This is a genomic window from Modestobacter italicus, assembly GCF_019799965.1.
Taxonomy (GTDB): Bacteria; Actinomycetota; Actinomycetes; order Mycobacteriales; family Geodermatophilaceae; genus Modestobacter; species Modestobacter italicus_A.
On sequence record NZ_JABGCJ010000004.1, the window covers coordinates 42,585 to 67,522 of the forward strand.

The following is a 24,938-nucleotide window of genomic DNA, read 5'->3' on the forward strand; positions in this document are numbered from 1 at the left end:
AGGTCCCGGACGTGCTGCGGGGACGGCGTCGCCCCCGGGCACCGCCCTGGACGCGGCGACAGGACGAGGAGAGGCCATGCTGCGCGAGAGCTACCGCGAGGAACTGGACGACATCAACGCCTGCCTGGTGGAGATGGCGAACTCGGTCGGGTCGGCGATGAGCACGGCGACCACCGCCCTGCTGGACGCCGACGTGGCCCTGGCCGACCTGGTGATCGCCGGCGACGAGCGGATCGACGCCGTCCGGGAGAGCATCGAGGAGCGTTGCTTCACCCTGCTGGCCCGCCAGCAGCCGGTCGCCACCGACCTGCGCGCCATCACCACCGCGATGCGGATCGTGGGTGACCTGGAGCGGATGGGCGACCTCGCCGAGCACATCGCGAAGGTGGCCCGGATGCGCTTCCCGGAGCACGCGGTGCCGCAGGAGGTCCGGCCGATCTTCCTGGACGCCGGCCACGTGGCGGAGGGCCTGGTCACCAAGGCCGGCACGATCATCGCCAAGCGGGACGTCGAGGCGGCCGTCGAGCTGGAGGCCGAGGACGACCTGATGGACCAGCTGCACAAGCAGCTGTTCCGCGAGCTGCTGCTGCCCACCTGGGGCCACGGCATCGAGGCCGCCATCGACGTCACCCTGCTGGGCCGCTACTACGAGCGCTTCGCCGACCACGCGGTCAGCGTCGCGCGCCGGGTGGTCTACCTGGTGACCGGCGAGAAGACCATGGTCGCCTCGCAGGACTGAGCACCTGCACGACGAGGGCCCCGGGAGCTGTGCTCCCGGGGCCCTCGTCGTCCGGCCTCGTGGCAGGGCCACGAGGCCTTCGACTACTTCTTGCCCTGGTTCTTGACCGCCTCGATGGCCGCGGCCGCGGCGGCGGGGTCGAGGTACTGCCCCCCCGGGGTGACCGGGCGCAGGTCGGCGTCGAGGTCGTAGCGCAGCGGGACGCCGGTGGGGATGTTCAGCCCGACGACCTCGTCCTCGCCCATGTCGTCGAGGTGCTTCACCAGCGCGCGCAGGCTGTTGCCGTGCGCGGCGACCAGCACCGTCCGGCCGGCGCGCAGGTCCGGGACGATCGCGTCGTACCAGTACGGCAGCATCCGGGTGACGACGTCGGCGAGGCACTCGGTGGCCGGGCGGGCCTCCGGCGGCAGGAAGACGTACCGGGGGTCGGCGTCCTGGCTGTACTGGCTGCCGGCCTCGATCGGCGGCGGCGGGGTGGCGTAGCTGCGCCGCCAGGTCATGAACTGCTCCTCGCCGTACTCGGCGAGGGTGGCGGCCTTGTCCTTGCCCTGCAGGGCCCCGTAGTGGCGCTCGTTGAGCCGCCAGGAGCGCCGCACCGGGATCCACTGCCGGTCGGCGGCGGCCAGGGCCAGCTCGGCGGTGGTGATGGCCCGCTTGAGCAGGGAGGTGTGCAGCACGTCGGGCAGCAGGTCGTGCTCGACGAGCAGCTGCCCGCCGCGGGCCGCCTCGGCCCGGCCCTTCTCCGACAGCTGGACGTCCACCCAGCCGGTGAACAGGTTGGCCTTGTTCCACTCGCTCTCGCCGTGACGGAGCAGGATGAGGGTCCCGGTGGGGGTCGCGTCGGTCACGACGCCATCCTGCCCGACCGGCACCGGACGGGTGGCGACGGGCGGTCCGGCGACCCGTCAGGCCATCGCGTCGGCCCGCTGGGGCGTGCGCACCCGGCGGACGGCGTCGGCCACCAGCTCACCGGCCCGGCGCAGCTGTTCCTCGGTGTGGGTGGCCATGACCGCCAGGCGCAGCACCCCCTGACCGCGCGGGACCGCGGGGTAGCCGACGGCGTTGGTGTAGACGCCGGCCTCGTGGGCGGCCGCCCACGCCGCCCGGGTGTCCTCGTCCTCGCCGGTGCGGACGGCGATGACCGCGCCCTTGCCCGGCAGGGGCGCGGCACCGTGCTCGGTGAGCACCCGGCGCAGCAGGTCGCCGTTGTCCCGCAGCCGCTGCATCCGCTCCGGCTCGCGGCGGAGCACCCGCAGCGAGGCGAGCGCCGCGGCGACGGCCGCCGGGTCGTTGGCCGCGCTGAACACGTAGGGCATGGCCGAGGCCCGGATGCCGTCGGCGATGGCCCGGGAGGTCATCACCGCGCCGCCCACGCTGGCCAGCGCCTTGCTGAACGCCACGGTGATCGCGTCGACCCGGTCGAGCACCCCGGCCGCCTCGGCGGCGCCCCGCCCGTGCGCGCCGAGCACGCCCAGGCCGTGGGCCTCGTCGACGACCAGGCGGGCCGAGAAGCGCCGGCAGAGGCCGGCGATCGCCGCCAGCGGCGCGGACTCGCCGCTCATCGAGTAGACGCCGTCGACGACCACGACCGCGCCGACCTCGGGGTCCAGCCGGTTCAGCCGGCGCTCGAGCGAGGCGACCGAGTTGTGGGTGAACCGCAGCACGGTGCCCCGGCTGGCCGCCGCGGCGGCGTGCAGGCTGGCGTGCGCGTGGGCGTCGACGAGCAGCGCGTCGCCGGCGGCCCCGGCGGTGGAGAGCATCGCGACGTTGGCGTTGACCCCGGCGGAGGCGAGCACCGCGTCCTCGGTGCCGAAGTGCTCGGCGAGCTCCCGCTCCAGGGTCAGGTGCAGCCGGGTGGTGCCGTTGAGGATCCGGCTGCCGGCGGCGCTGGTGCCGTACTGCCGCAGTGCGCTGACCGCGGCCTCGACGACCTGCGGGTCGCCCGCCAGGCCCAGGTAGTTGTTGGTGCCCAGGTTGATCCGCGCCCGGCCGTCGTCGAAGACGGTGACCGGCTCCGGCGCCCCGGCGGTGGGGACCGAGTGCGTGGCCATCCCCTCGCGGGTGTGCCGCCGCATCATCTCGGCCCGGCTGCACTCCAGCAGGGGCGCGAAGGCGTCCCGGCGGACGACCTGGGCAGGGACCGGTCGGACCGGTGCGACGTCGAGCACGGCAGCTCCTCCACTGTCGGCGCGTGGATCGCAGCCGTTCGAGGTCTGACCCTGGCGGTCGACACGCTGCGTGGTCAACAGCTGTCACGCAGTTCGGTCGAGGGTCACTCGACCAGGCGTGGGGCCGGTCACTCCTCGACGCATGGTGACGCGCCCGGTGCGCACGGGGCCCCGCTCGGGTGACACCCGGCGGGGACGTGGCGCGGCCGGCCGGCGGTCCTCGCGGCCGGCGGGGCGATCAGCCGGTGGTGCGGCGCCGGCCCGGCAGCCAGACCAGGACGACGACCGCGGCCACCACCGCGCACCCGGCGGTGCCCACCGCGGTCAGGTGCATCGCCCCGACGAAGGCCTCCCGGGCCGGGTCGACCACCGCGGCGGCCGCGGTGGCGCCGTCCCCGCCGGCGGCCTCGGCCCGCTCGACCGCCACCAGCGTCCCCACGATCGACTCGCTGGCCTGCTCCCGCGCGCCGGCCGGCAGCGCGTCGACGTCGTCCCCGAGGCGGCTGGCGTAGGCGCCGGCCAGCACCGAGCCGAGGATCGCCACCCCGAGGGCCCCACCCACCTGCCGGACGGCGTTGTTCACCGCCGCACCCGCCCCGGCCTTCTCCCGCGGGACGACCGACATGATCGACTCGGTCGCCGGGGCCATCACCGAGCCCATCCCGATGCCCTGCAGTGCGAGGTCGGCGAGCACCAGCCAGAGCGGGGCGTCGGCGTCCAGCAGCTGGATGCCGGCGAAGGACAGCGCGATGAGGGTGAAGCCGAACGCGCAGACGGCCTTGGCGCCGAACCGCTCGGCCAGCGCGGAGGTGCGCGGCGCCATCAGCGCGATGCCCAGCGCCACGGGCACGAGCGAGGCCCCGCTCTGCAGCGGCGAGTACCCGCGCACGCCCTGCAGGTAGTAGACGAGGTAGAACGTGGCGCCCTGCAGGGCGAAGAAGTTCAGCGCCAGCGCCCCGGCCGCGGCGGAGAACGCGGGGTTGCGGAACAGCGAGACGTCCAGCGCCGGGTGGGTGGTGCGCCGCTGCCACCAGACGAAGACGGCCAGCAGTGCGACGCCGGCGGCCAGCGGTCCCCAGGTCTGCGGCTCACCCCAGCCCTCCGAGCCCCCGCGGATGATGCCGTAGACCAGCCCGACCAGTGCGGCGATCGACAGCAGCACGCCGGGGACGTCGAGCCGGCCCGGGTCGGGGTCCTTGGACTCCGGGACGACGGTCAGGATGCCCAGGATGCCGACGGCTGCGACCGGGACGCCGAGCAGGAAGACCGCGCCCCACCAGAAGTGCTCGAGCACCAGCCCACCGGCCAGCGGGCCGCCGGCCACGGCGAGACCGGAGGCGCCGGCCCACAGCCCGATCGCCTTCCCGCGCTCACCGGCCGGGAAGACGTTGGTGATCACCGCGAGGGTGGCCGGCTGCACGGCGGCGCCGCCGACGCCCATCAGCGCGCGCCAGCCGATCAGCTCCAGCGCCGAGCCGCTGAACGCCGCGAGCACCGAGCCGACGGCGAAGATGCTCAGCCCGGCGAGCAGCACCTTGCGCCGGCCGATCCGGTCGCCGATCACGCCCCAGCTGAACAGCAGGCCGGCGAACACCAGGATGTAGGAGTCGATGGCCCACTGCAGCTCGCCCTGGGTCGCGTCCAGCTCGCGCTGCAGGGTGGGCAGCGCGACGTTCAGGATCGTGTTGCCCATGATCACCATGAGCAGGCAGACGATCATCGTGCCGAGCACCCACCAGCGGCGCTCGTAGCCGGTGGGGAGCGTCGCGACGTCCGAGGCCGAGTGCTCGGCGGTGCTCACCCCTGCGGGTCCCGGGGCCGCCGTTCCGGGTCGGCGAAGGCGGCGAAGGCCTCCAGGTTGCGCAGCGACTCCCCGCGCTTGACCCGCCAGTCCCACTCGCGGCGGATCGAGGTGCCGAAGCCGATCTCCAGCATGGTGTTGAAGTGCTCGTCGGCGTAGGTGAGCACCGCGCCCAGCAGCCGGTCGATCTCCTCCGGCGTCACCATCGCGTGCCCGAGCCGGCCGGTCAGGTAGACGTCGCCGACGGTGTCGATCGAGTAGGCCACCCCGTACATCCGGGCGTTGTGCTGCAGCAGCCAGGCCCACAGCTGCTCACGGTTCTCGTCGGGCTGCCGGCAGACGAAGGCCTCCACCCGGAAGCCGTGCTCCCCCACCGTCAGCCCGACCAGGGTCCGGAGCTTCTTGACCCCGGGCAGGGTGACGACGAAGCGGCCGAGCCCCGGGTGCTCGTACTCCAGCTCGGCGGCGCGCAGCGTCTCCTCGACGACGGCGTCGAGCTCGGCGACGCTGCGCTCGCTCATCGGGCTCGCAGCCCCACCGGCGAGCGGAACCTGCTCTCGGTGCGGCCCCGGGGCGCGGCCGCCCGCATCTCGGCCATCGCGGCGGCGTAGGCGTCGACCAGGGAGTCGGTGGTGCGGTCCCAGCTGAACGCGGCGGCGTGCCGGCGGGCGCCGGCGGCCAGCAGCTCGCGGCGGGCCAGCACCCGGCGGATCGCCGCGGCGTAGTCCTCCGGGTCCCGGCCGGACACCAGCAGCCCGGACACCCCGTCGTCCACCGCGGTGGGCAGGCCACCGACGGCGGCGGCCACCACCGGTGTGCCGCAGGCCTGGGCCTCCAGCGCGACCAGGCCGAAGGACTCGTTGTGGCTCGGGACGACGGTGACGTCGGCGGCCCGGTAGTGGTCGGCGAGCTGCGCCGGCGCCTGCGGCGGCAGGAACCGGACGACGTCGGCGACGCCCAGGCTGACGGCCAGCTCCTGCAGCCGCTGCGGCTCCGCCAGCCCGGACCCGCTCGGGGCGCCGACGACGAGCACCTCCAGCCGCGCCCGCAGCGCCGGCTCGGCGGCCAGCATCCGGGCCGCGGCGTGCAGCAGCATCTCCGGCGCCTTGAGCGGCTGGATCCGGCCGACGAACAGCAGGACGACGGCGTCCGCGGCGACCCCGACCCGCTCGCGGGCCTGGCGCCGGTCACCGGGGCGGAAGCACTGCAGGTCGACTCCGGGCGGGATGACCAGGGTGCGGCGCGCGTCGGCGTCGTAGAAGTCGACCAGCTGCCGGGCCTCCTCGGCGGTGTTGGCCACCAGCCGGTCGGCCTCGGCGACCACCTGCTCCTCGCCGATCACCCGGGCGCGCGGCTCGGGGGCGTCGCCCTCGGCGAGTGCGGCGTTCTTCACCTTGGCCAGGGTGTGCGCGGAGTGCACCAGCGGCACGCCCCAGCGGTCCCGGGCCAGCCAGCCGACCTGCCCGGACAGCCAGTAGTGCGAGTGGACGACGTCGAAGTGCCCCGGGTCGTGCTGGGCCTCCTCGCGCAGCACCGCCGCGGTGAAGGCGCACATCTGGGCGGGCAGCTCGTCCTTGCCCAGCCCCTCGAACGGGCCGGCGCTGACGTGCCGCACGGTGACCCCGGGGGTCATCTCGACCACCGGCGGCTGGTCACTGGAGGTGGCGCGGGTGAACACGTCCACCGCGATGCCCCGGGCGGCCAGCCGGCGGGAGACCTCGACGACGTAGACGTTCATCCCGCCGGCATCCCCGGCCCCGGGCTGCTCCAGCGGGCTGGTGTGCACCGAGAGGGTCGCCACCCGGCGCGGCAGCAGCGGGGCCAGCGGCTCGGGGACCGGGCCCGCGCGCCACGGCGTGGGCCGGCGCGGGGAACGTCGAGCGGGCACGGAGCTCCTCCCGCTCGGGCACGTCGCGGGGCCCGCGCGGGCCCGCAGTGGCTGGTGTGGCACCCGATGGCGGGCACCCTGTCGTCCTCTCAGTCTGCAACAGCGCCAGGATGGGCACATGTCCAGCCCCGTCGCCCCGTCGTCCGCCTCCTCGTCCGGCACCACCCCGTTCGCCGGGCAGGACCGCGTCGCCGTCGTCACCGGCGCCTCCAGCGGGATCGGCGCCGCCACCGCCGAGCGGCTGGCCGCCGAGGGCTTCGACGTCGTCCTGGCCGCCCGCCGGATCGACCGGCTCACCGAGCTCGCCGAGCGGATCGGCGGCCGGGCGGTGCAGCTGGACGTCACCGACCCGGCCTCGGTGGCCGCGCTGGCCGCCGGGCTGGACCGGGTGGACGTGCTGGTCAACAACGCCGGCGGCGCCTTCGACACCAACCCGGTGGCCGACGCCGACCTGGACTCCTGGGAGCGGACCTACGACGTCAACGTGCTGGGCACGGTGCGGGTCACCAAGGCGCTGCTGCCGGCGCTGCGGGCCTCGGGCGCCGGCGACCTGGTGTTCGTCGGCTCGACCGCCGGCCTGGTCAGCTACGAGGGCGGCGCCAGCTACACCGCGGCCAAGCACGGGGTGCACACGCTGGTCGAGACGCTGCGGCTGGAGCTCGTGGCCGAGCCGGTCCGGGTGGTCGAGATCGCACCCGGCATGGTGAAGACCGAGGAGTTCTCGCTGAACCGCACCCGGTCGCAGGAGAAGGCCGACGCCGTCTACCGCGGGGTGCGCGAGCCGCTGGTCGCCGCCGACGTCGCCGACTGCATCGCCTGGGCGGTGACCCGACCGCACCACGTCAACGTCGACCTGCTCGTCGTCCGGCCCCGCGCCCAGGCCGCCCAGCACAAGGTGCACCGCGAGTCGGACTGAAGAAGGACCCCGTCCTCCCCACCCCTCGCGAGCCCGGGCGGTACCCGGAACGGGGCCGGGCGGCGGTTCGTGCTCACCGTGCCGGCGGTGCGCCGCACGTCCTCCAGGGCTGACCGCCCGCATCGAGACGCGCCCCACCGCTGGGACCGAGTACCTCGACCCAGCAACCGGCCGCAGCTCGCCGCCTCTTCAATCCGGACGGCCCCGTCCGACATGATCTCGGGGTGCCCGCTGCCGAGGTGTCGATCCGTCCCGCCGTCCCCGCCGACCACCAGGCGGTGCAGGCGCTGGCCGGCGAGCTGACCGCCGGCATGGCGCCGTGGCGACCGGCAGCCGGGGTCGCCGCCGCGGCCGCGGGCTGGGTCACCGACGCCTGCCGGGCCGCTGAGGACGAGCACCACGTGCTGTTGGTGGCGTGCACCCCCGCCGACGAGGTCGTCGGCTTCGCCGGGGCGAGTGCGCGCCGGCACTTCAGCGGTGAGCGGGAGGCCTACCTGGGCGAACTCGTCGTGGCCCCGTCCGCGCGCCGGCGCGGCGTCGCCGAGCAGCTCGTCACGGGCGTCGAGGCCTGGGCCCGGTCCCGCGGTCTGCACCGGGTCACCCTGGACACCGGCACGGCCAACCAGCCGGCCCGGGAGCTCTACGCCCGGCTGGGCTACGCCGAGGAGCAGGTCACCCTGACCCGGGCCCTGGGATGACCGGCGTCCGGCCGTGATGCGCTGGGGTTGGGTCGCGGCCGGCTGGGCCGCCGCCTTCGCCGTCCTGCACGTCTTCTGGGCGCTGGGCGGTTCCGTCGGCCTGGCCAGCTCGGCGGGCGACCGGCTCGCCGCCGAGCGCCCCGGCTGGTTCGTGGCCGGCGGGCTGTGGGGCGTGGCCGCGCTCCTGCTCATCGCTGCCGGCCTGGCGGTCGCCCTGGCCCGGGGCCGTCGCCGGCGACTGCTCGTCCTGGCCGGCGCGGCGATCGGCCTGCTCCTGCTGCTGCGCGGGCTCGGGATCGAGATGCTGCTGCTGGCCGGGGCCTACGCCGGCAACGCCGCGATGAGCGACGCCCAGCGGCACTGGTCCCTGGTGCTGTGGAACCCCTGGTTCCTGCTCGGTGGGATGGCCTTCCTGCTGGCGGCCCGGAGCACGGCGCGATCAACCACCGACACGACGCCGGCGTGACCGTTCAGTCCGGCTGGCCGGCGTGCCGGTGCAGCAGCTCGTACGCGCGGGTGACGCGGGTGGGGTCGGCGGAGGTACCGCTGCGCTCGAACAGCGCCTGCGCGTCGGTGACCTCGTCGGGGGTGGCAGTGCCGGAGTTGAGCACCCGGGAGATCAGGCCGGCGAGCGCCGCGTCAGCCTCCACGCGGGCCATCCAGCCGGTCAGCTGTGCGGGGTCCGCCGGCATCGGGGCCGGCGTGCGCAGCGCGTCGTAGAGGGCACCCAGCTGCAGCGACTCGTCCGGCCTCACGGGCGCACCGCCGTGGGCTCCGGCACCAGCGTGACGCCGAACTGCTCCCGCACCGCGGCCACCACCCGGTCGGCGAAGGCCATCAGCTCAGCGGCGGTGGCGCCCGGCTCGGTGGTCAACGCGAGGCTGTGCCGCGACGACGTCCCGACCTTGCCGGCGCGGGTGCCCCGGCCGTGGCCGGAGTGCTGCACCAGCCAGGCGGCGCTGAGCTTGACCTGCGCCGCGCCGTCCGCGCCGATCCCGGCCGGCCAGGACGGGCACTCGGGGACCGCGGTGCCGACCGGCACGACCGGGTTGGTGAAGAACGACCCGGCGCTGCGGGAGTCGGGGTCGGCCGGGTCCCAGACCATGCCCTTGCCGCGGCGCAGCGCCAGGACGGCGTCCCGCACCGCGGCCAGCGGCGCGGTGTCCCCCAGCTCGACACCCAGCGACCTCGCCAGCTCGGCGTAGCTGACCGGGCTGGACTGCGCCGACGCCCGCAGCGCGAAGGTCACCGCGAGGACGACGTACGCCCCGGGCTGCTGCTTGAGCCGGCTGTCCCGGTAGGCGAACCCCAGCTCGGCGGGGCCGAACACCCGCTCCACCCCGGCCGCCCGGTCGTACACGGTGACCTGCGTGATCAGCGCCGCGACCTCCTGGCCGTAGGCGCCGACGTTCTGCACCGGCGTCGCCCCGGTCGAGCCAGGGATCCCCGACAGCGCTTCCATGCCGGCCAGCTGCGCCTCGACGGTGTGCGCCACCAGGTCGTCCCAGGGCTCGCCGGCCTCGACCTCGAGCTCGACACCCTCGGCGGTGTCGGTGCGGGTGATGCCGCGGCTGCGCACCAGCACGACGTCGCCGGGCCAGCCGGCGTCCGGGGCGACGATGTTCGAGCCCCCGCCGAGCACCAGCAGCGGAGTGCCGGCCTCGTCGGCCTCGCGGACCGCGGCGACCAGCTCCGCGCGGGTGGTCACCTCGACCAGCCGGTCTATCGGACCGCCCACCCCGAGGGTGGTCAGGTCCGCCAGTCGGGCGTTCCGGCGTACCTGCACCGCACCACCGTAATCCGCCCGGCGGCTAACCTCGTCCACCGTGAGCGACCACACCCAGCGTGCGTCGCTGCCACCGGTCCGCAAGGCCCCCCGGCTGGCCGCCGGCCGCGCGCGGGCGCTCGGCCTGCCCACCCGGGGCACCACGAACGCCAACCGGCTGCGCCGGGTCGACCGCTGGCTGGTCGCCACCCAGGTCGCCCGGCTGCGGGACGCCGCCCGGCCGCTGGTCGTCGACCTGGGCTACGGCGCCTCGGCGGTCACCACCCTGGAGCTGGTCGACCGGCTGGCCCCGGAGTGCGACCGCCTGGAGGTCGTCGGCCTGGAGATCGACCCGGAGCGGGTGGCCGCCGTGGCCGCCGACCGCGACCCGCCGCGGGTGGACTTCCGGCTCGGCGGGTTCGAGCTGGCCGGTCTGCGGCCGGTGCTGGTGCGGGCGTTCAACGTGCTGCGCCAGTACGACGAGGAGTCCGCCGGCCACGCCTGGGACACGATGCGCGGCGCGCTGGCCCCCGGCGGGCTGCTGGTGGAGGGCACCTGCGACGAGTGGGGACGGCGGGCGAGCTGGGTGGCGCTGGACGAGGACGGCCCGCTCACCCTGACCTTCGCCGCCCGCGTGTCGGACCTGGAGCGCCCCTCCGACCTGGCCGAGCGGCTGCCCAAGGCGCTGATCCACCACAACGTGCCCGGCCAGCCGGTGCACGACTTCCTCCGCGCGTTCGACGCCGCCTGGGCCTCCGCCGCCGGGTTCTCGGCGTTCGGCCCCCGCCAGCGGTGGGCCGCGGCGGTGGAGGGCCTGGCCGCCGACGGCTGGCCGCTGGTCGGGCCGACCCGACGGTGGAAGCACGGCGAGGTCAGCGTCCGCTGGTCCGCCGTGGCGCCTGACTGAACGTCGCCCCGAAAGAGTTCCTGGCCTCCCTATCATCTCGCTGTGGCCGAAAGCGGAGCGATCGAAGACGGCGCCACGGGAGTTCCGCCAGTCGGGTCAGCGAAAGCCCGGGGCAGCAAGGGCGCGCTAGTGCGACTCCGGCGGACACCCCGAAAGCAGACCACGGCCTCGTCGTCCGGATCACGGCGACGCCCGCCGAAGGACCCCGTTGACCTCATCGAGCACCAAGAACGCGCGCGAACACTGCGGCAACAAATACTGCAAAACGCCGTACCGATCACCTCTGCGACCGTACTAGCCTTCGCGATTCTCAAGATTCTATTGGTCGCTCACGCTAACGTGAACACAGCTCTGGCGATCGTCCGCAGCTCCGGTACCGTTCAAATCGTTACCGGCGCCATCGTCTTGGCCGTACCATTCTTGGCTACGGGTCTAAATAATGCTATCGCAATCTGGGCGGGTTCGGACTCCAAGTTCAACAGATACGAGCGACGCCGACTTTGGTGGTTCTACGGACTGTCCCTGTTTTACCTGTCACAAGTGCTTCCCTGGACTCTTACTGCACTCCTTCTGCTATTCTCAGTGTTCTATGTCTTCAGGTGGGTGCGGCGACGACGAAAGGTCGAGTTGGACCTTCTCCCTGCAACCACCGAGGCGGCACCTCGATTCAACCGGCAGCAGTTTCTTGACACTCCACCAGAGGATGCCCAGTTACGCCGACTGTGGAGCGAGTACAAGCTGACGTACGCTTATCTCAAGCAACCACCGTCTGCGCACACAGATCCGAAGACTCACGCCGAGGAGTCGGCAAATTTAACACGACTAGCTGATGAGTACAACGCCAGAGTCGAGGCCATCCAAGCAGCTGGCCGACCCACCATCGACGCGGCGGCAATCGCCCTCTTGGCGACAGTCTTACTCCCCGTCGTGCAACAGTCGATCAACGACAAGGTGTGGTTGCCGGCCGAAGTTGTGACCACCAGTTATCGCGAGCCCATCATTGGATACGTCGTCAGCGAGGCGAATGACTGGACGACACTACTGCGCGAAAGGGATCGAAAAATCGTCTCGATACGAAGCGACTCGATATCCCGTCGCGAAGTATGTCGCGTCGAGAACTCGCAAAGTCAGACCGTGACCATTTACGACCTGATCGGGGAACGCGACCCCGACTACTCGAAATGTCCGACAGAAGACTAGGCACCCCCTTGTATAGTCGAGCAACGAGGGGGACGCGACACCACCCCCACCGGTTATCGGACGCATCGGACGGTGCCAGCGCTCTCGACTCGAGAGTCGGAGCGGACCACAGCGAGGTAAGCCTCACGCTCACAAGCCATCCCACGCGAACGGCAGCGCAAGACAGTGATTTCGACGACGTTATTAATGATCGACCGCGCTCAACATGTGCCTCATGAGATACACAAGCATGGGACGCGCTCGACGATGGACTATGGCTTCGCCATCATGAGTCGCCGCGACCACAGGCATCTCAATGCACTTCCAGGTCTCACCGAAGTGACCGTGGGAACGGCGGATCCGCGATCGCGCCGTCTTAAGCAGCATGGTCGCGAGAAGCACCACCGGGCGCAGCGCCAGCGTGCGCATTGCCGTCGGTGCCGGCCCTCGTGAGCCGGCCCTCGTGAGCCGGCGCGACCGGGGCCACCTGACCGCGCTGCCCGGGCCCACCGAGGTCGCCGGTGGGATGGCGGAGCTGCTGGCCGACGCCGACCGGGACGGTTCCTGGCAGCTGCTGCTGGACGGCACCCCGCAGTCCCACGTCGACCTGACCGACCCGACGTACCTGGAGTTCGAGTACGTCCGCCGGATGGGCCACGTCCTGGACCTGGTCGCCGAGCCGGGCACCCCGCTGGACGTCGTCCACCTGGGCGGCGGCGCGCTCACCCTGCCCCGCTACGTCGCGGTCACCCGGCCGGGCTCGGCGCAGCGGGTGATGGAGCTCGACGAGCCGCTCACCGAACTGGTCCGCCGCGACCTGCCGCTGCCCCGCGGTGCCCGGATCCGGGTGCGGGCCATCGACGCCCGGGAAGGGCTGGCCGCGCTGCCCGACGCCAGCGCGGACGTCGTCCTGGTCGACGTGTTCGCCGGCGCCCGCACCCCGGCGCACCTGACCACCGTCGAGTTCGCCACCGACGTCGCACGGGTGCTGCGCCCCGGCGGCACGACCGCCTGGAACGTCTCCGACGGCCCGCCGCTGCGGTTCGCCCGGGCCGAGGCCGCGACGCTGCGCGCGGTGTTCGGCTCCGTGGCCCTGCTGGCCGAGCCGGGCACGCTGCGCGGCCGGCGGTTCGGCAACACCGTGGCGGTCGCCTCGGACGGCGAGCTGCCGATCGCCGCGCTCACCCGGCGCTGCGCGGGTGACCCGATGCCCTCACGGGTGGTCAGCGGGGATGAGCTGGACCGCTTCGTCGGCCAGGCGACGCCGGTGACCGACGCCGACGCGCAGCCCTCGCCGGCGCCACCGGCCGGCGTCTTCGACTGATTGCCTCGGGGGTGCCCGGGTTCGCCGCCGGACCGTAGGGTCGGTGCATGACCGCTCCCGCGTCCCGACGGATCACCCGCGACAGCCGGCACAAGGTCGTGGCCGGCGTCTGCGCAGGCCTGGCCCGGCGCTTCGGGCTGTCCCGCAACGGCCTGCGGCTCGCCTTCGTGGCGTCCTGCATCCTGCCCGGACCGCAGTTCATCGCCTACATCGTGCTGTGGGTCGTCATGCCCTCCGACGACCGGTACTGACCCACCCCGCCGCCGGGGCGGCCGCTCACCAGCTGGTGTTGCCCCGGGAGAGACCGCGGACGGCGGGCCGGACGTCCACCAGGTAGACGACGGCGGCGATCACCGCGGGGAGGCCCAGGAAGCTGAGCGGCCCCTGCCACAGCAGGACGAGCGTGGCGATGCCGGTGATCGCCATCCAGGCGGGCTTGGTGAGCTTGCCGGCCGCGACGAACCCTGCTGCCGGACGGATCAACGCGTCGACGAAGGCCCACACCGCGAGGGCGAGGGTCGCGTAGACGACGACGAGGTTGACGAGCCCGTCGAAGGTGGCCATGCCAGCAGGATAGGCGCGTTCGCGGCCCGGCCGGCCCGGTGTCCCACGCGGCACCCCGGGGATGCCCCGGCGGAGTGAGACGCACCGCGCCCCGGCACCCGCCAGTGCGGGCGCCGGGGCGCGGTGTCAGGTCGCTCGCGGTGTCCGCTGCGCGCAGCGGGCGATGAGCTCGGTCGCGAGGAGCGTCGTCAGCCGGCGGTGTCGGGGGCCTTCGCCGGGACCGCCAGCGGGTCGGGCAGCGTCTCGGCCGCGGGGGCGGTGGCCTTCGCCGTCCGCTTGGGGGCGGCCTTGGCCGGGGTGGCCTTCGCGGCCTTGGCGGGCTTGGTGCTGGCGGGCTTGGTGGTGGCGGGCTCGCTGGTGGCCTGCTCGGTGGTCTTGGCCGCGGCGCCGCGGACCGTGCGCTTGGCCGACTCGGCTGCGGCCTCGGTGTCCTGGCCGACCTCGTCGAGGGCCTTGTCGGTGCGCGCCTTGGTCTTCTGCGCGACCGAGGTGATCTGGTCGGAGGCCTTGCCGACGGTCTCGCCGGTCTCGGCGAGCACGTCCTCCACGCCGTCCTCCACCGCGTCGACGGCGCGCTCGGTGCGGGCCGCGACCTTGCGGAACACCGGCTGGGTGCGCAGGCCGCCGACGACCTTCTCCCCGCGGCCGGCGAGCTCCTCGATGGCGGACAGGGCCTGGGTGCGGGCGGCGTCGACCAGGCCGGTGACCGTGCCGAGCACCGTCTCCGGGCGCACGGTGGAGGCGGCGCTGGTCACGGCGGCGCGGGCCTGGGTGGCGGCGTCCTCGGCCTGGCTGCGGGCCTGGCCGGCCCGGGCGCGCGCCTCGGCGGCGGCGCGGGCCGCCCGCTCGCGAGCCTGCTCGGCTCGGGTGCGGGCGTCCTTGGCGGCCAGGTCGGCCTGCACCTGCGCCTCGCCGGGCAGCGCCTCGGCCCGCGAGCGGAAGGTGCCGACGACGGAGCGGGCGCGGTCGACCGCCGCGTCACCGGCGCCGAGCGCGGCCAGCAGGCCGGTGCGGACGATGGTCTCGCCCTGCTGCTTGAGGGTCTGGTGCTTCGGGGTGTCGGTGCGGCTCATGCCGTCTCCTCCTGGGGGTTCGGGGTGGTGGGGGCAGCGGCCTGCTCACGGGCCAGCTGGGCGGCGTGCTCGCGGGCATAGGTCTCGTACAGCTCGAGGAGCACCGCCTTGTGCCGCTCGGACAGCGCCTCGTCGGCGCGGATCGCGGCGACCGTGCCGGCGGTGCCGGCGCGGCGGTCGAGGATGCCGGCCTGCTCGTAGAGCGTCTCCGCGGAGATCTTCAGGCCGCGGGCGATCTGCCCCAGGATCTCCGCCGAGGGCTTGCGCAGGCCGCGCTCGACCTGGGACAGGTAGGGGTTGCTGACCCCGGCCGCCCGGGCGAGCTCACGAAGCGACACCTGGGCGGCACTGCGCTGGCTGCGGATGAACTCGCCGACCTGCGAACCGACGGCCGGCACGTTCGAGGCCACCGTCGACGCCTCGGCGGCAGCCGTCGCGACGGTCCCCCGGACCGCGGTCACCTGCTCCCGGACGAACTCCGTGGGTCGCTGCACGCCACCACGCTAACCCAGAGTGCTAGCTCCTGCAAGCGGCGGGCAAGCGGCGCGCGAGCGAGGGTGACCCGTGGAGCGCAGGGTCGAGCCGCGTGCGCACGCGGCTCGACCCTGCCCGGCGCGGGTCGAGCCGGGCGGGGCCGAGCCGGGCGGGGCCGAGCCGGGCAGAGTCCACCCCTCCATGGGTCCAGCCGGGGCAGGGTCCAGCCGGTCCGGTCAGCCGAGGACGGCGGACGCGCGCACCGAGCCGACCACGCCCTCACCGCCGGACACCGGTGTGCTCACCCAGCGGGACAGCGTCTCCGCCGGCACGCCCAGCCGCAGCAGCCCGGCGGCCAGCGCGGGGGTCCGGCCGCGGTCCCCACCGTCGTCCAGCTTCAGGGCCACGGCGCCCTTGCCGGGCAGCGCGGCGACGTGCACGCCGTCGGCGCCGCCCTTGACCAGCAGGCCGTCCACCGCCTGCATCAGCTCGGTGTCCTCACGGCCGGTGCCGGCGATCAGCCACGGGTGGGCGCGCATCGCATCGGCCACCAGCCGCTCCGGGGTGCCCGGCTCGGCCTGCACCAGCGAGAGCACACCGCGGGCCAGGCCGGTGAGCGAGATCGCGTGCTGCGGAGCGCCACAGCCGTCGATCACGACTGCGGCCACCGGCTCGCCGGACACCTCGCCCAGCCGCGCCTCGATCGCCCGCTGCAGCGGGTGCCCTGGGTCCAGGTAGCCCGCCGTCGGCCAGCCCGCGGCCACACACGCCGAGAGCATCGCCGCGTGCTTGCCCGAGCAGTTCATCGCCAGCCGCTCCGGCGCCCGGCCGGACACCAGCCACTGCGCCCGGGTGGCCTCGTGGCCCGGCAGGGCAGGCGGGCAGCCCAGGTCGTCGGCGGTCAGCCCGGCGGCGGCGAGCAGCTCGGCGGCCAGCTCGCGGTGCCCGTCCTCACCGCTGTGCGAGGCCGCGGCGATGGCCAGCTCGCGGTCGTCCCGGGGGCGCCACCCGGCCCGCAGGTAGGCGGTCGCCTGGACCGGCTTGTTCGACGAGCGCGGCAGCACCGGCCGGGCGACGTCCCCGGCCGTCAGCAGCGGCTCGCCGTCGGCCCCCAGGACGACGAGCGCCCCCCGGTGCACCGACTCCAGCACCTCGTCGTCGAAGCCGGCCCGCCACACCTCGACCAGAACCGGGTCCTCGGGCCAGGTGGTCAGGTCGCCGGCGCCCACCGGCATCAGGCGCCGTGCCGGGACTCGTCGGCCAGCAGCTGGGCCACGTCGGCCAGGCCCTCGCGGTAGCGCCGGGCCAGCTCACCGGCGACGGCGTCCATCACCTGCTGCACCCCGCGGCGCCGCTCGGAGAGGTTCCGCTCCCCCTCGCCCAGCGCGCGGGCGGCCTGCTCCAGCCGCTCGTCGGACAGCGAGGGGACGTCGGAGAGGTCGACGCCGGGCGCCAGGCCGTTCACCCAGGTCTCGAACTGCTCGGGCGAGGTCGGCTGCACGGTCTGGTGCCGACCGAGGCCGTGCGCCGGGCCGCGGCCCTTCTCCGAGAGGATCTCCGGCAGCAGGTCGACCAGCGACCGGCCGTCGTGCTCGGCCCGCCGCTGGAGCTCGCGGCGGACGATGTCCAGCCGGCCCTGCAGCAGCCGCCGGGTGTAGGAGAGGTTGACCTCCTCCTGCTCGGCGCGGTGCCGCAGCGCACGCACCTCGGCCATCGGCAGCTCCTCGACGCCGTCCAGGAACGACGGGTCGAGCAGCTCGTCGACGCCGGCGCCGCCGGCGGGAGCGGGGGTGGGGGCAGTCATCGCGGGACCTCCACGGGAACGGGGGCGGTACGGGGGCTGATGCCCAGCAGCTGCCGGGCCTCGGTCGGAGACAGTGGCGGGCGCTGGGCGATCCGGGCGAGCCCGGCCGCGCGGGCCACCAGCTGGGCGTTGTCGCGCACCGGCTCACCGGGCGCGTAGGTCAGCGTGTCCTCCATGCCGATGCGGAGGTGGCCCCCGGCGGAGAGCGCGGCGAGCATCACCGGCAGCGAGGTGCGGCCCACGCCGGTCGCGGCGAAGGTGGCGCCGGCGGGGAGGAACGGCAGGCAGGCGGCCAGCGCCGCCGTCGTCCCGGGCATGCCGCCGGGCACGCCCATCACCAGGTCGACGTGCACGTGGCCACCGTGCGGCGGGCCGTGCCGGTCCAGCAGCCGGGTGAGCGTGGCCAGCTGCCCGAGGTCGAACACCTCGTACTCCGGCACGATCCCGCGCTGCTGCATCCGGGTGTGCAGCTCGACGATGAGGTCCCACGGGTTGTAGAAGACGTCCCGGCCGAAGTTCACCGTGCCCAGCGACAGCGAGGCCGCGTCCGGCTCGGCGTCCAGCACCGCCAGCCGGGCGTCGGCCGGGTCGGTGACCGCGCCACCGGTGGACAGCTGGACCACCAGGTCCGAGGACTCGCGGACGGCGGCGACCACCTCGCGCACCCGCGGCAGGTCCAGCGTGGGCCGGGTGTCGGCACCCCGCACGTGCAGGTGCAGCACCGCGGCACCCAGCGCCTGACCGTCCCGCGCGGTGCCGGCCACCTCCTCGACGGTGACCGGCAGCGCCGGCACGTCGGCCTTGGCCGACTCCGCGCCGGTGGGCGCGAGGGTCAGGAGCGTGCCGGGCGTCACCGGCCGATCGTCGCAGACCGGACGGCGCGCACGCGGTCACGGGCCGCGGCCTGGGTGTCGTCGAGGCCCGCCGGGGCGTCGTCGGGGTCGATGGCGGCGGTCGCCTCCCCCACGGCCAGCGCCGCGTCCTGGGCGACCGACTGCTTCACCAGGGCCAGCGCGACCATGCCCAGCTCGTGGTGCCGCACCGCGGTGCCCACCCGGCCGACCTCGCGGGTGCCGCTGGTGACCGGCGTGCCGGGGGCGGGCAGCGACTCGCTCATCCCGTCCAGGTGCAGCAGCACCAGCCGCCGCGGCGGGCGGCCGAGGTTGTGCACCCGGGCCACCGTCTCCTGGCCGCGGTAGCAGCCCTTGTCCAGGTGGACGGCGGTGTGCAGCCACTCCAGCTCGTTGGGGATGGTGCGGTGGTCGGAGTCGACCCCGGCGCGCGGCCGGCGGGCCTCCACCCGCAGCGCCTCGTAGGCGTCCAGCCCGGCCAGCACCGCGCCGCCGGAGAGCAGGGCGTCGGCGCGGGCGGCGAGCTCGGCGCGGGGCACGAGCAGGTCGACCACCGCCGCCGTCCCGTCGCCGATCGCCGGCATCCGGCGGGCCCAGCCGCCGCCGTCCAGCGGGACGACGGAGTACGGCCCCTCGGGCACCGGCCAGCCGGCCGCGGCCAGGACGGCGTCCCCGCGGGGGCCGACGAGGGACAGCAGCGCCCACGCACCGGTCACGAGCTCCGGGTCGACCCGCAGCATGAACCGCATCTTCTGCAGGAAGCCGGTCAGCGCGGCACCGGCGCCCGGCTCGACGTCGGCCCAGGTGGTGCCGGCCAGCTCGGTGAGCACGACGTGGTGCTCCACGCGGCCGTTCGGGTCGAGCACCAGGGCCTCGGCACCGGTCGCGTCGCCGAGGCGCTCCAGGTGCTGGCTGGTCAGGCTGTGCAGCCAGGAGAGCCGGTCGGCGCCGGGGACCACGAGCACGTCACGGTCACTGCGGTCGACCAGCCCGGCACCCTCGGCGAGCCGGCGCTGCTCGGGCAGCGGCTCCCCGTAGTGGGCCGCGACCGGGCCACCCCCCTCGACGTCGAGGGCGACGGCTCCGGGACGTCGCAGCAGGGGCGACGGCTCGACCCCCGACCCGGTCGCCTGCTCGCCCGTCGTCTCCGCGCTCATGCGTTCTCCTTCTCCGCGCAGGCTCGACAGGTGCCGGACAGCGCCACGTGGCCCACGTCCAGGGTGAAACCCAGCTCGGTGCCCAGACGTTCCGCCGCCGCGTCGAGCACCGTCGGGTCGACCGAGCTGATCTCACCGCAGGACTGGCAGGCGACGTGCACGTGCCGGTGCTGCTGGCCGGCGTGGTAGATCGGCGCGCCCTTGCCCAGGTGGGTGTGCCAGACCAGGCCGAGCCGCTCCAGCAGCTCGAGGGTGCGGTAGACCGTCGAGGTGTCCGGGGCCGCGCCGTCCGGCCCGGCGTCGGCGCGCAGCCGGGCGCCGATCTCCTCGGGGGTGCCGTGCTCCAGGGCGGACACCGCCGCCAGCACCCGCTGCCGCTGGCTGGTCAGCCGCAGCCCACGGGCGCGCAGCTCGGCCGCCAGGGGTGGCGCGCTCTCCTCACCGGACACGGTCGGAGCCTAGTTCGCCGGTACGGCAGGGTGGAGCCGTGAGCACCTCGCGAGTGGCGGTCTGGCGGAACGGCGCGGCCTCGGTGGTCGGCCCGGACGAACCGGTGGTGACCGCGTTCGACCTGGGCCTGGGTCGCGGCGACGGCGTCTTCGAGTCCGTGCTCGTCGCCGGCGGGACGACGCCGCACCTGGACGCGCACCTGGACCGGCTGCGCCGCTCCACCGGGATCATGGGCCTGACCCACCCCGGTGACGACGCCGTGCGCGCGATGGTCGCCGCGGTGACCACCGGCTGGCCCGAGGGCACCGAGGGCGCCTGCCGCGTCTTCCTCACCCGCGGCCTCGGCGACGGCACCCCGCCCACGCTGCTGGCCCTGCTGGCCCCGGTGCCGGCCGAGACGCTGCGGCAGCGGACCGCGGGCATCGCGGTGGTCGCCCTGTCCCTGGGCGTACCGGCCGACTTCCGCGCCACCGCTCCCTGGCTGCTCGGCGGGGCGAAGACGCTGTCCTACGCGGTGAACATGGCCGCCCAGCGGCACGCGCACGCCGTGGGCGCCGACGACGTCGTCTTCACCTCACTGGAGGGCCGGCTGCTGGAGGGGCCCACCTCGACCGTCGTCTGGGCGGCCGGAGGGCGGCTGCACACCCCACCGGTGGAGACCGGGATCCTGCCCGGCACGACCCAGGCCCGGCTGTTCGCCAGGGCGGAGGCCGACGGCTGGCCCACCGCCGTCACCGACGGCACGGTCGAGGACCTGCACCGCGCCGAGGCCGTCTGGCTGCTCTCCGGGATCCGTGGCGCCACACCGGTCACCCGGGTGGACGGCGTGGACCGCGGGGACGCCGGGCTCTCCCCACGAGTTCGGCAACTGCTCGCCCGGTAGTGTGGACCGAGGTGCGCCGGGAAGTCTGGTCGGCAACTCCCTTCCCGACCCCGCACATCGGAGCTGCCACGTGAGCACACCCACCCGCCTGTTCAGCCGCGGGTCGTACCCGGAGGCCACGCGCATCGCCGCGGTCCTCCGCAAGGAGACCATCGGCGGGGCCCTCCTCCTGGTGGGCACGGTGATCGCCCTGGTCTGGGCGAACTCGCCCTGGGCGGACTCCTACGAGGCGCTGCGCGACACCCGGGTCGGCCCGGAGTCGCTGCACCTCGACCTCACCCTCGGCACCTGGGCGGCCGACGGGCTGCTGGCGATCTTCTTCTTCGTGGTCGGCCTCGAGCTCAAGCGCGAGTTCGTCGCCGGAGACCTGCGTGAACCCCGGCGGGCGGTCCTCCCGGTCGCCGCCGCGGTCGGCGGCATGGTCGTCCCCGCCGTCCTCTTCGTCCTGGTGAACCTGGGCACCGGCGACGGCGCGCTGCGCGGCTGGGCCATCCCGACGGCCACCGACATCGCCTTCGCCCTCGCCGTCCTCGCGGTGATCAGCACCCATCTGCCCACTGCGCTGCGCACCTTCCTGCTGACCCTGGCGGTGGTCGACGACCTGCTCGCCATCACGGTCATCGCGATCTTCTACACCTCCGAGCTGGCGGTCACGCCGCTGTTGCTCTCGCTGATCCCGCTCGCCGTCTTCGGGTTCCTCGTGCAGAAGCGGATCCGCTCCTGGTGGCTGCTCATCCCGCTCGCCGTCGTCACCTGGGTGCTGATGCACGAGTCCGGGGTGCACGCCACCGTCGCGGGCGTGCTGCTGGCCTTCACGGTGCCGGTCATCCGGAGCCAGGCCGCCGGCGGCCCGGACGCCGGCCCCGGCCTGGCCGAGCACTTCGAGCACCGCATCCGCCCGATCTCCGCCGGGTTCGCCGTCCCGGTGTTCGCGTTCTTCGCCGCCGGCGTGACCATCGGCGGGTTCTCCGGTCTGGCCGAGTCGCTGTCCGACCCGGTGGCCATCGGCATCGTGGTCGGCCTGGTGTGCGGCAAGACGATCGGCATCACCGGGGCCACCTGGCTGGTCTCCCGGTTCACCCGTGCCGAGCTCGACGAGTCGCTCGGCTGGCCCGACGTCATCGGCCTGGCCATGCTCGCCGGGATCGGGTTCACCGTCTCCCTGCTCATCGGCGCACTCGCCTACGGAGAGGGCTCGCTGCGCGACGAGCACGTGAAGGTCGGCGTCCTCGTCGGCACCCTGACGGCGGCCCTGCTGGCCTCGATCCTGCTCAAGACGCGCGACCGGCGGTACCGCCGGATCGCCGCCACCGAGACCGAGGACCGCAACCAGGACGGCGTGCCCGACGTCTACCAGACCCAGGACGGCCGGGAGGTCCACACCGTGGACGACAAGGCCACCCACGACCCGGACTGGAAGGACGCGACCCCGCCCGGGCGCACCGCCGGGCCGTCGTCCGACACCTGAGAAAAGGTCGTTGCCGAGCCCCTCTCCGCGTCGTACCGTCGAGGTACACGAGAGAGGAGGTGGTCCCTAAGTTGATGACTTACAGGACGCGTGAGGTGGCTGTCCGCTAGCCGCCGTCCAGATGGGCCGCCCGCTCAGCCACCGTGGAAGACCCACGGTCAGGCCTGAGCAGCGGCATCCCGCCCGTCCGTCGATGGCGGCGAGCGAGAACCGGACAGTCACCCGACCCCCGGGCTGCCGACGTTGTCCAGTCGGCCCGTGCGCAGCTCCCCCGTTACGGTGGGCACAGCGCCACGGAGCAGCCCGGGGGTTGTCCGTTGTCCGGGGGAGGTCAGACCGTGCAGTTCGCCGGCCGGCCCGTCGCCCTGGACACCTCCGCCGGCATCTGGCTGGCCGAGGCCGCCCGCGCCGCCGCCCCCGAGACGGTCGCTGCGCTGGCCCCCGCTTCCTTCGAGGCCGTCGCCCGGGTCTTCCACCCGGCCGTGCGCTACGTCGGGGACGACGACGTCGAGGTCCCGTGGTCCTCCGTCGCCGCGGCCAACGGCACCACCGCCCACCCGCTCATGCAGTGGGGCTCGGTCACCGGCTCGATGGAGTACTTCGAGAACGACGACCAGGCGCCGCTGTGGCACGGCGCGCCGGCCCGCGGCCACCTGCCGGCCCCGGTCGCCGAACGGCTGGTCGAGGTGCTCGCCCGCTGGACGACGACGCCGGACGTGTGCTGGTTCGCCGTCGCGCAGGGCGGCGCGGTGATCACCGACCACCCGACGCTGAGCCTGCCCGGCCGGGAGTACTGGGTGGTCAACGGCCCGATCTCGCTGGCCGCGGTGAACATGGCGGCCGAGCCGTTCGAGCAGAGCGCCAACCTCTGGTGGCCGGCCGACCGCGCCTGGTGCGTGGTGACCGACATCGACCTGGTCACCAGCTACGTCGCCGGCAGCGCCGGGTGCATCGCCGACGTGCTGGCCGCCGAGGGCCTGGAGGCCGCACCGGCCGAGTTCCGGCAGCGCACCACCTGGGACGCCGACCAGGTCAACCCGACCCCCGCCGACGCCCCCGACTGCTGAAGGACCCCCTCGCCCCCCACCGCTCGCGAGCTCGCGGCGGGCCCCTGCGAGGGGGCCGGAACGACTAGAGCTGGGCGAGCTCGGCGGCGAGGTCGTCCAGGCCGAGACTGCCCTGGGAGAGGGCGGCCATGTGCCAGGCCCGCGGGTCGAAGTCCGCGCCCCGCGCCGCCTGGGCGGCCGCGCGACCCTCGAGCCAGGCCCGCTCCCCCAGCTTGTAGCTGATCGCCTGCCCCGGCATGCCGAGGTAGCGCACCAGCTCGCTGTCCAGGAAGTCGGCGTCCCGGCCGCAGTTCTCCCCGAAGAAGGCCCGCGCCAGCTCCGGCGTCCAGGGCTTGCCCCGGTACTCGGCGACGGCGCCCTCCGCGTCTGCGGGGATCGGCAGCTCCAGGTGCATGCCGATGTCGACGACCACGCGCACCGCGCGCATCTGCTGCGCGTCCAGGTAGCCCAGCCGGGCGCCCGGGTCGGAGAGGAAGCCCAGCTCGTCCATCAGCCGCTCGGCGTAGAGCGCCCAGCCCTCGACGTTGGCCCCGACCGAGCCCAGCGACGTCTGGTAGCTGGACAGGTCGCCGGAGACGTAGGCCCACTGGGCCAGCTGCAGGTGGTGGCCGGGAACGCCCTCGTGGTACCAGGTGGAGACGAGGTCCCACAGCGGGAAGCGCTCCTTGCCCAGCGTGGGCAGCCAGGTGCGTCCCGGGCGGGAGAAGTCCTGCGCCGGCCGGGTGTAGTACGGCGCCGCGGCGCTGCCCGGCGGGGCGATCATCGCCTCCACCTGCCGCACCGGCCCGGCGATGGTGAAGTGGACGCCGTCCAGCGCCTCGATCGCCTCGTCCATCATCGACTGCAGCCGCAGCCGGATCGCCTCGACGCCCTCGACGGCCTCGCCGTGCTCGGACAGCCAGCGCATCGCCTCCATCGGCGTCGCGCCGGGCAGCACCTTCTCCGCCTCGATGCGCTGCTCGGCGAGGATCCGCTGGTGCTCGGCCCAGCCCCAGGCGTAGGCGTCCTCCAGGCCGGTGCCGGCGCCCAGGTCCGAGCCGTTCCAGGAGCGGGCGAACCGGGCGTACCGCTCCCGCCCGACGGCGTCGGGGGTGCCCGTCGCCTGCCAGGCGTACTCGTCGCGCAGGAAGTCCCGGACCTCGGCCACCGCGCCGTCGGCGGCCGCCGCCGCGGCGTCCAGCTCGGCGCGCAGCTCGTCGGGGCCGGCCGCGACGACGCCGGCGAAGTACGGCCCGGCCAGCCACTCGTCGAGCTGGCCGACGACGGTCAGCACCTGGCGCGGGGCGGCGAACAGGCCGCGGGCCGCCCCGGCGGTCAGCGACTCGCGGTAACCCCGGTAGGCCGCCGGCACGCGGGCCAGCCGGCGCGCCAGCACCGCCCAGTCCTCGGTGGTCCGGGTCGGCATCATCGAGAAGACCTGCCGGATGGAGTGCACCGGCGAGAACAGGTTGGAGACGGCGCGGAGGTCCTCCCCCGCCTCGTGCAGGTCGAGCGCGGCGGTGAGGCGCTCACGCAGCAGCCGGGCGCAACGCCGCTCGACCGGGTCGTCGTCCAGCGCCGGGTCCTCGGCGAGCACCCGGTCCAGCTCGGCGAGCGTGGCCCGCATGAGGTCGGCCTCGGCGGCCAGGCCGGCCGGGCTGGTGTCCGGCAGCCGGTCGTCCCCGGGACGGGTGCCCAGCTGGGTGGCGACGATGGGGTCGAGGTCGCAGACGGCGTCGACGTAGGCGTCGGCGACCTGGCGCGGGGTGGTGGGGGCGCTCAC

Annotated in this window: 27 protein-coding genes; 11 read left to right on the forward strand and 16 right to left on the reverse strand. The window is 74.5% G+C overall.

From position 1 onward, the window contains the following. The first annotated feature begins 76 nt into the window (after positions 1-76). Entirely contained in the window at positions 77-739 is a 663-nt protein-coding gene (phoU, locus tag HLA93_RS10685) for a phosphate signaling complex protein PhoU (RefSeq protein ID WP_222194381.1), read from the forward strand. A gap of 83 nt (positions 740-822) precedes the next feature. On the opposite strand, the gene HLA93_RS10690 is transcribed toward phoU, so the two are convergent. The 5 genes from HLA93_RS10690 to mshA form a co-directional block, all read right to left on the reverse strand. Next, positions 823-1,587: a phosphoglyceromutase gene (locus HLA93_RS10690; protein ID WP_222194382.1), complete on the reverse strand. Its 765-nt coding sequence runs from the start codon at positions 1,585-1,587 to the stop codon at positions 823-825. A gap of 57 nt (positions 1,588-1,644) precedes the next feature. Beyond that, positions 1,645-2,907: an aminotransferase class I/II-fold pyridoxal phosphate-dependent enzyme gene (locus tag HLA93_RS10695; RefSeq protein ID WP_222194383.1), complete on the reverse strand. Its 1,263-nt coding sequence runs from the start codon at positions 2,905-2,907 to the stop codon at positions 1,645-1,647. A gap of 238 nt (positions 2,908-3,145) precedes the next feature. Continuing rightward, on the reverse strand, positions 3,146-4,708 hold the full coding sequence (locus tag HLA93_RS10700) for an MFS transporter (protein WP_222194384.1): 1,563 nt from the start codon (positions 4,706-4,708) through the stop codon (positions 3,146-3,148). Further along, on the reverse strand, positions 4,705-5,229 hold the full coding sequence (locus HLA93_RS10705; protein WP_222194385.1) for a YbjN domain-containing protein: 525 nt from the start codon (positions 5,227-5,229) through the stop codon (positions 4,705-4,707). The genes HLA93_RS10700 and HLA93_RS10705 overlap by 4 nt, the downstream gene beginning before the upstream one ends. Further along, positions 5,226-6,596, reverse strand: coding sequence for a D-inositol-3-phosphate glycosyltransferase (gene mshA / locus HLA93_RS10710; protein WP_308128057.1), 1,371 nt, complete (start codon positions 6,594-6,596; stop codon positions 5,226-5,228). The genes HLA93_RS10705 and mshA overlap by 4 nt, the downstream gene beginning before the upstream one ends. A 118-nt stretch (positions 6,597-6,714) precedes the next feature. Between mshA and HLA93_RS10715 the strand changes: the two genes are divergently transcribed. From HLA93_RS10715 to HLA93_RS10725, 3 genes are all read left to right on the forward strand, one after another. Further along, positions 6,715-7,512 carry an SDR family oxidoreductase gene (locus tag HLA93_RS10715; protein ID WP_222194386.1) on the forward strand — a complete coding sequence of 266 codons (798 nt, stop codon included), beginning with the start codon at positions 6,715-6,717 and terminating at the stop codon, positions 7,510-7,512. 224 nt (positions 7,513-7,736) lie between these two features. Further along, the gene (locus tag HLA93_RS10720; RefSeq protein ID WP_222194387.1) at positions 7,737-8,210 is read left to right on the forward strand and encodes a GNAT family N-acetyltransferase; all 474 of its coding nucleotides are present in this window, start codon (positions 7,737-7,739) and stop codon (positions 8,208-8,210) included. 16 nt (positions 8,211-8,226) lie between these two features. Then, positions 8,227-8,676, forward strand: coding sequence for a DUF3995 domain-containing protein (locus HLA93_RS10725; RefSeq protein WP_246626452.1), 450 nt, complete (start codon positions 8,227-8,229; stop codon positions 8,674-8,676). A 4-nt stretch (positions 8,677-8,680) separates the two neighbouring features. Here HLA93_RS10725 and HLA93_RS10730 read toward each other — a convergent pair whose 3' ends face one another. Together HLA93_RS10730 and HLA93_RS10735 are read right to left on the reverse strand one after the other, a co-directional pair. Beyond that, positions 8,681-8,965: a hypothetical protein gene (locus HLA93_RS10730; protein WP_222194389.1), complete on the reverse strand. Its 285-nt coding sequence runs from the start codon at positions 8,963-8,965 to the stop codon at positions 8,681-8,683. After that, positions 8,962-9,996 carry a UDP-N-acetylmuramate dehydrogenase gene (locus tag HLA93_RS10735; protein ID WP_222194390.1) on the reverse strand — a complete coding sequence of 345 codons (1,035 nt, stop codon included), beginning with the start codon at positions 9,994-9,996 and terminating at the stop codon, positions 8,962-8,964. Before HLA93_RS10735 ends, HLA93_RS10730 begins: the two co-directional genes overlap by 4 nt. Positions 9,997-10,036: 40 nt before the next feature. Here HLA93_RS10735 and HLA93_RS10740 point away from each other — a divergent pair, with 40 nt between their 5' ends. The 4 genes from HLA93_RS10740 (at position 10,037) to HLA93_RS10755 (ending at position 13,636) form a co-directional block, all read left to right on the forward strand. After that, on the forward strand, positions 10,037-10,882 hold the full coding sequence (locus HLA93_RS10740) for a class I SAM-dependent methyltransferase (RefSeq protein WP_222194391.1): 846 nt from the start codon (positions 10,037-10,039) through the stop codon (positions 10,880-10,882). 339 nt (positions 10,883-11,221) lie between these two features. Continuing rightward, positions 11,222-12,082: a hypothetical protein gene (locus HLA93_RS10745; protein WP_222194392.1), complete on the forward strand. Its 861-nt coding sequence runs from the start codon at positions 11,222-11,224 to the stop codon at positions 12,080-12,082. 442 nt (positions 12,083-12,524) lie between these two features. Further along, complete coding sequence (locus tag HLA93_RS10750; RefSeq protein WP_308128058.1) at positions 12,525-13,385, forward strand: spermidine synthase; 861 nt, start codon at positions 12,525-12,527, stop codon at positions 13,383-13,385. A 47-nt stretch (positions 13,386-13,432) separates the two neighbouring features. Then, positions 13,433-13,636 carry a PspC domain-containing protein gene (locus HLA93_RS10755; protein WP_222194394.1) on the forward strand — a complete coding sequence of 68 codons (204 nt, stop codon included), beginning with the start codon at positions 13,433-13,435 and terminating at the stop codon, positions 13,634-13,636. A gap of 25 nt (positions 13,637-13,661) precedes the next feature. Here HLA93_RS10755 and HLA93_RS10760 read toward each other — a convergent pair whose 3' ends face one another. From HLA93_RS10760 to HLA93_RS10795, 8 genes are all read right to left on the reverse strand, one after another. Continuing rightward, positions 13,662-13,949 (reverse strand): DUF2516 family protein, encoded by a 288-nt coding sequence (locus HLA93_RS10760; protein WP_222194395.1) that lies wholly within the window; start codon positions 13,947-13,949, stop codon positions 13,662-13,664. A 188-nt stretch (positions 13,950-14,137) separates the two neighbouring features. After that, the gene (locus HLA93_RS10765) at positions 14,138-15,022 is read right to left on the reverse strand and encodes a hypothetical protein (RefSeq protein ID WP_222194396.1); all 885 of its coding nucleotides are present in this window, start codon (positions 15,020-15,022) and stop codon (positions 14,138-14,140) included. Further along, positions 15,019-15,516, reverse strand: a complete 498-nt coding sequence (locus HLA93_RS20940) for a helix-turn-helix domain-containing protein (protein WP_222194397.1) — start codon at positions 15,514-15,516, stop codon at positions 15,019-15,021. The genes HLA93_RS10765 and HLA93_RS20940 overlap by 4 nt, the downstream gene beginning before the upstream one ends. Before the next feature lie 216 nt (positions 15,517-15,732). Next, entirely contained in the window at positions 15,733-16,731 is a 999-nt protein-coding gene (locus HLA93_RS10775) for an asparaginase (RefSeq protein ID WP_222194398.1), read from the reverse strand. After that, on the reverse strand, positions 16,731-17,300 hold the full coding sequence (locus HLA93_RS10780; protein WP_222194399.1) for an RsiG family protein: 570 nt from the start codon (positions 17,298-17,300) through the stop codon (positions 16,731-16,733). Before HLA93_RS10780 ends, HLA93_RS10775 begins: the two co-directional genes overlap by 1 nt. Beyond that, positions 17,297-18,154 (reverse strand): 3-keto-5-aminohexanoate cleavage protein, encoded by an 858-nt coding sequence (locus tag HLA93_RS10785; RefSeq protein WP_222194400.1) that lies wholly within the window; start codon positions 18,152-18,154, stop codon positions 17,297-17,299. Before HLA93_RS10785 ends, HLA93_RS10780 begins: the two co-directional genes overlap by 4 nt. Continuing rightward, positions 18,151-19,308 carry a CAF17-like 4Fe-4S cluster assembly/insertion protein YgfZ gene (gene ygfZ, locus HLA93_RS10790; protein WP_222194401.1) on the reverse strand — a complete coding sequence of 386 codons (1,158 nt, stop codon included), beginning with the start codon at positions 19,306-19,308 and terminating at the stop codon, positions 18,151-18,153. Before ygfZ ends, HLA93_RS10785 begins: the two co-directional genes overlap by 4 nt. Then, positions 19,305-19,757: a Fur family transcriptional regulator gene (locus HLA93_RS10795; protein WP_222194402.1), complete on the reverse strand. Its 453-nt coding sequence runs from the start codon at positions 19,755-19,757 to the stop codon at positions 19,305-19,307. Before HLA93_RS10795 ends, ygfZ begins: the two co-directional genes overlap by 4 nt. 38 nt (positions 19,758-19,795) lie before the next feature. Here HLA93_RS10795 and HLA93_RS10800 point away from each other — a divergent pair, with 38 nt between their 5' ends. From HLA93_RS10800 to HLA93_RS10810, 3 genes are all read left to right on the forward strand, one after another. Then, the gene (locus HLA93_RS10800; protein ID WP_222194403.1) at positions 19,796-20,641 is read left to right on the forward strand and encodes an aminotransferase class IV; all 846 of its coding nucleotides are present in this window, start codon (positions 19,796-19,798) and stop codon (positions 20,639-20,641) included. Between the two features lie 70 nt (positions 20,642-20,711). Continuing rightward, a complete protein-coding gene (gene nhaA / locus HLA93_RS10805; protein WP_222194404.1) occupies positions 20,712-22,109 on the forward strand; it encodes a Na+/H+ antiporter NhaA in 1,398 nt (465 codons plus the stop codon). Positions 22,110-22,447: 338 nt separating this feature from the next. Next, a complete protein-coding gene (locus tag HLA93_RS10810) occupies positions 22,448-23,176 on the forward strand; it encodes a hypothetical protein (protein ID WP_222194405.1) in 729 nt (242 codons plus the stop codon). Between the two features lie 64 nt (positions 23,177-23,240). Here the strand turns inward: HLA93_RS10810 and HLA93_RS10815 are convergent, their stop codons facing one another. Next, positions 23,241-24,938: a DUF885 domain-containing protein gene (locus tag HLA93_RS10815; protein WP_222194406.1), complete on the reverse strand. Its 1,698-nt coding sequence runs from the start codon at positions 24,936-24,938 to the stop codon at positions 23,241-23,243.

Coding starts and splice junctions, on each gene's coding strand:
- phoU (WP_222194381.1), top strand. CDS start 77: ATGCTGCGCGAGAGCTACCGCGAGGAACTGGACGACATCAACGCCTGC.
- HLA93_RS10705 (WP_222194385.1), bottom strand. CDS start 5,229: ATGAGCGAGCGCAGCGTCGCCGAGCTCGACGCCGTCGTCGAGGAGACG.
- HLA93_RS10715 (WP_222194386.1), top strand. CDS start 6,715: ATGTCCAGCCCCGTCGCCCCGTCGTCCGCCTCCTCGTCCGGCACCACC.
- HLA93_RS10725 (WP_246626452.1), top strand. CDS start 8,227: ATGCGCTGGGGTTGGGTCGCGGCCGGCTGGGCCGCCGCCTTCGCCGTC.
- HLA93_RS10755 (WP_222194394.1), top strand. CDS start 13,433: ATGACCGCTCCCGCGTCCCGACGGATCACCCGCGACAGCCGGCACAAG.
- HLA93_RS10760 (WP_222194395.1), bottom strand. CDS start 13,949: ATGGCCACCTTCGACGGGCTCGTCAACCTCGTCGTCGTCTACGCGACC.
- HLA93_RS10765 (WP_222194396.1), bottom strand. CDS start 15,022: ATGAGCCGCACCGACACCCCGAAGCACCAGACCCTCAAGCAGCAGGGC.
- HLA93_RS10775 (WP_222194398.1), bottom strand. CDS start 16,731: ATGCCGGTGGGCGCCGGCGACCTGACCACCTGGCCCGAGGACCCGGTT.
- HLA93_RS10780 (WP_222194399.1), bottom strand. CDS start 17,300: ATGACTGCCCCCACCCCCGCTCCCGCCGGCGGCGCCGGCGTCGACGAG.
- ygfZ (WP_222194401.1), bottom strand. CDS start 19,308: ATGAGCGCGGAGACGACGGGCGAGCAGGCGACCGGGTCGGGGGTCGAG.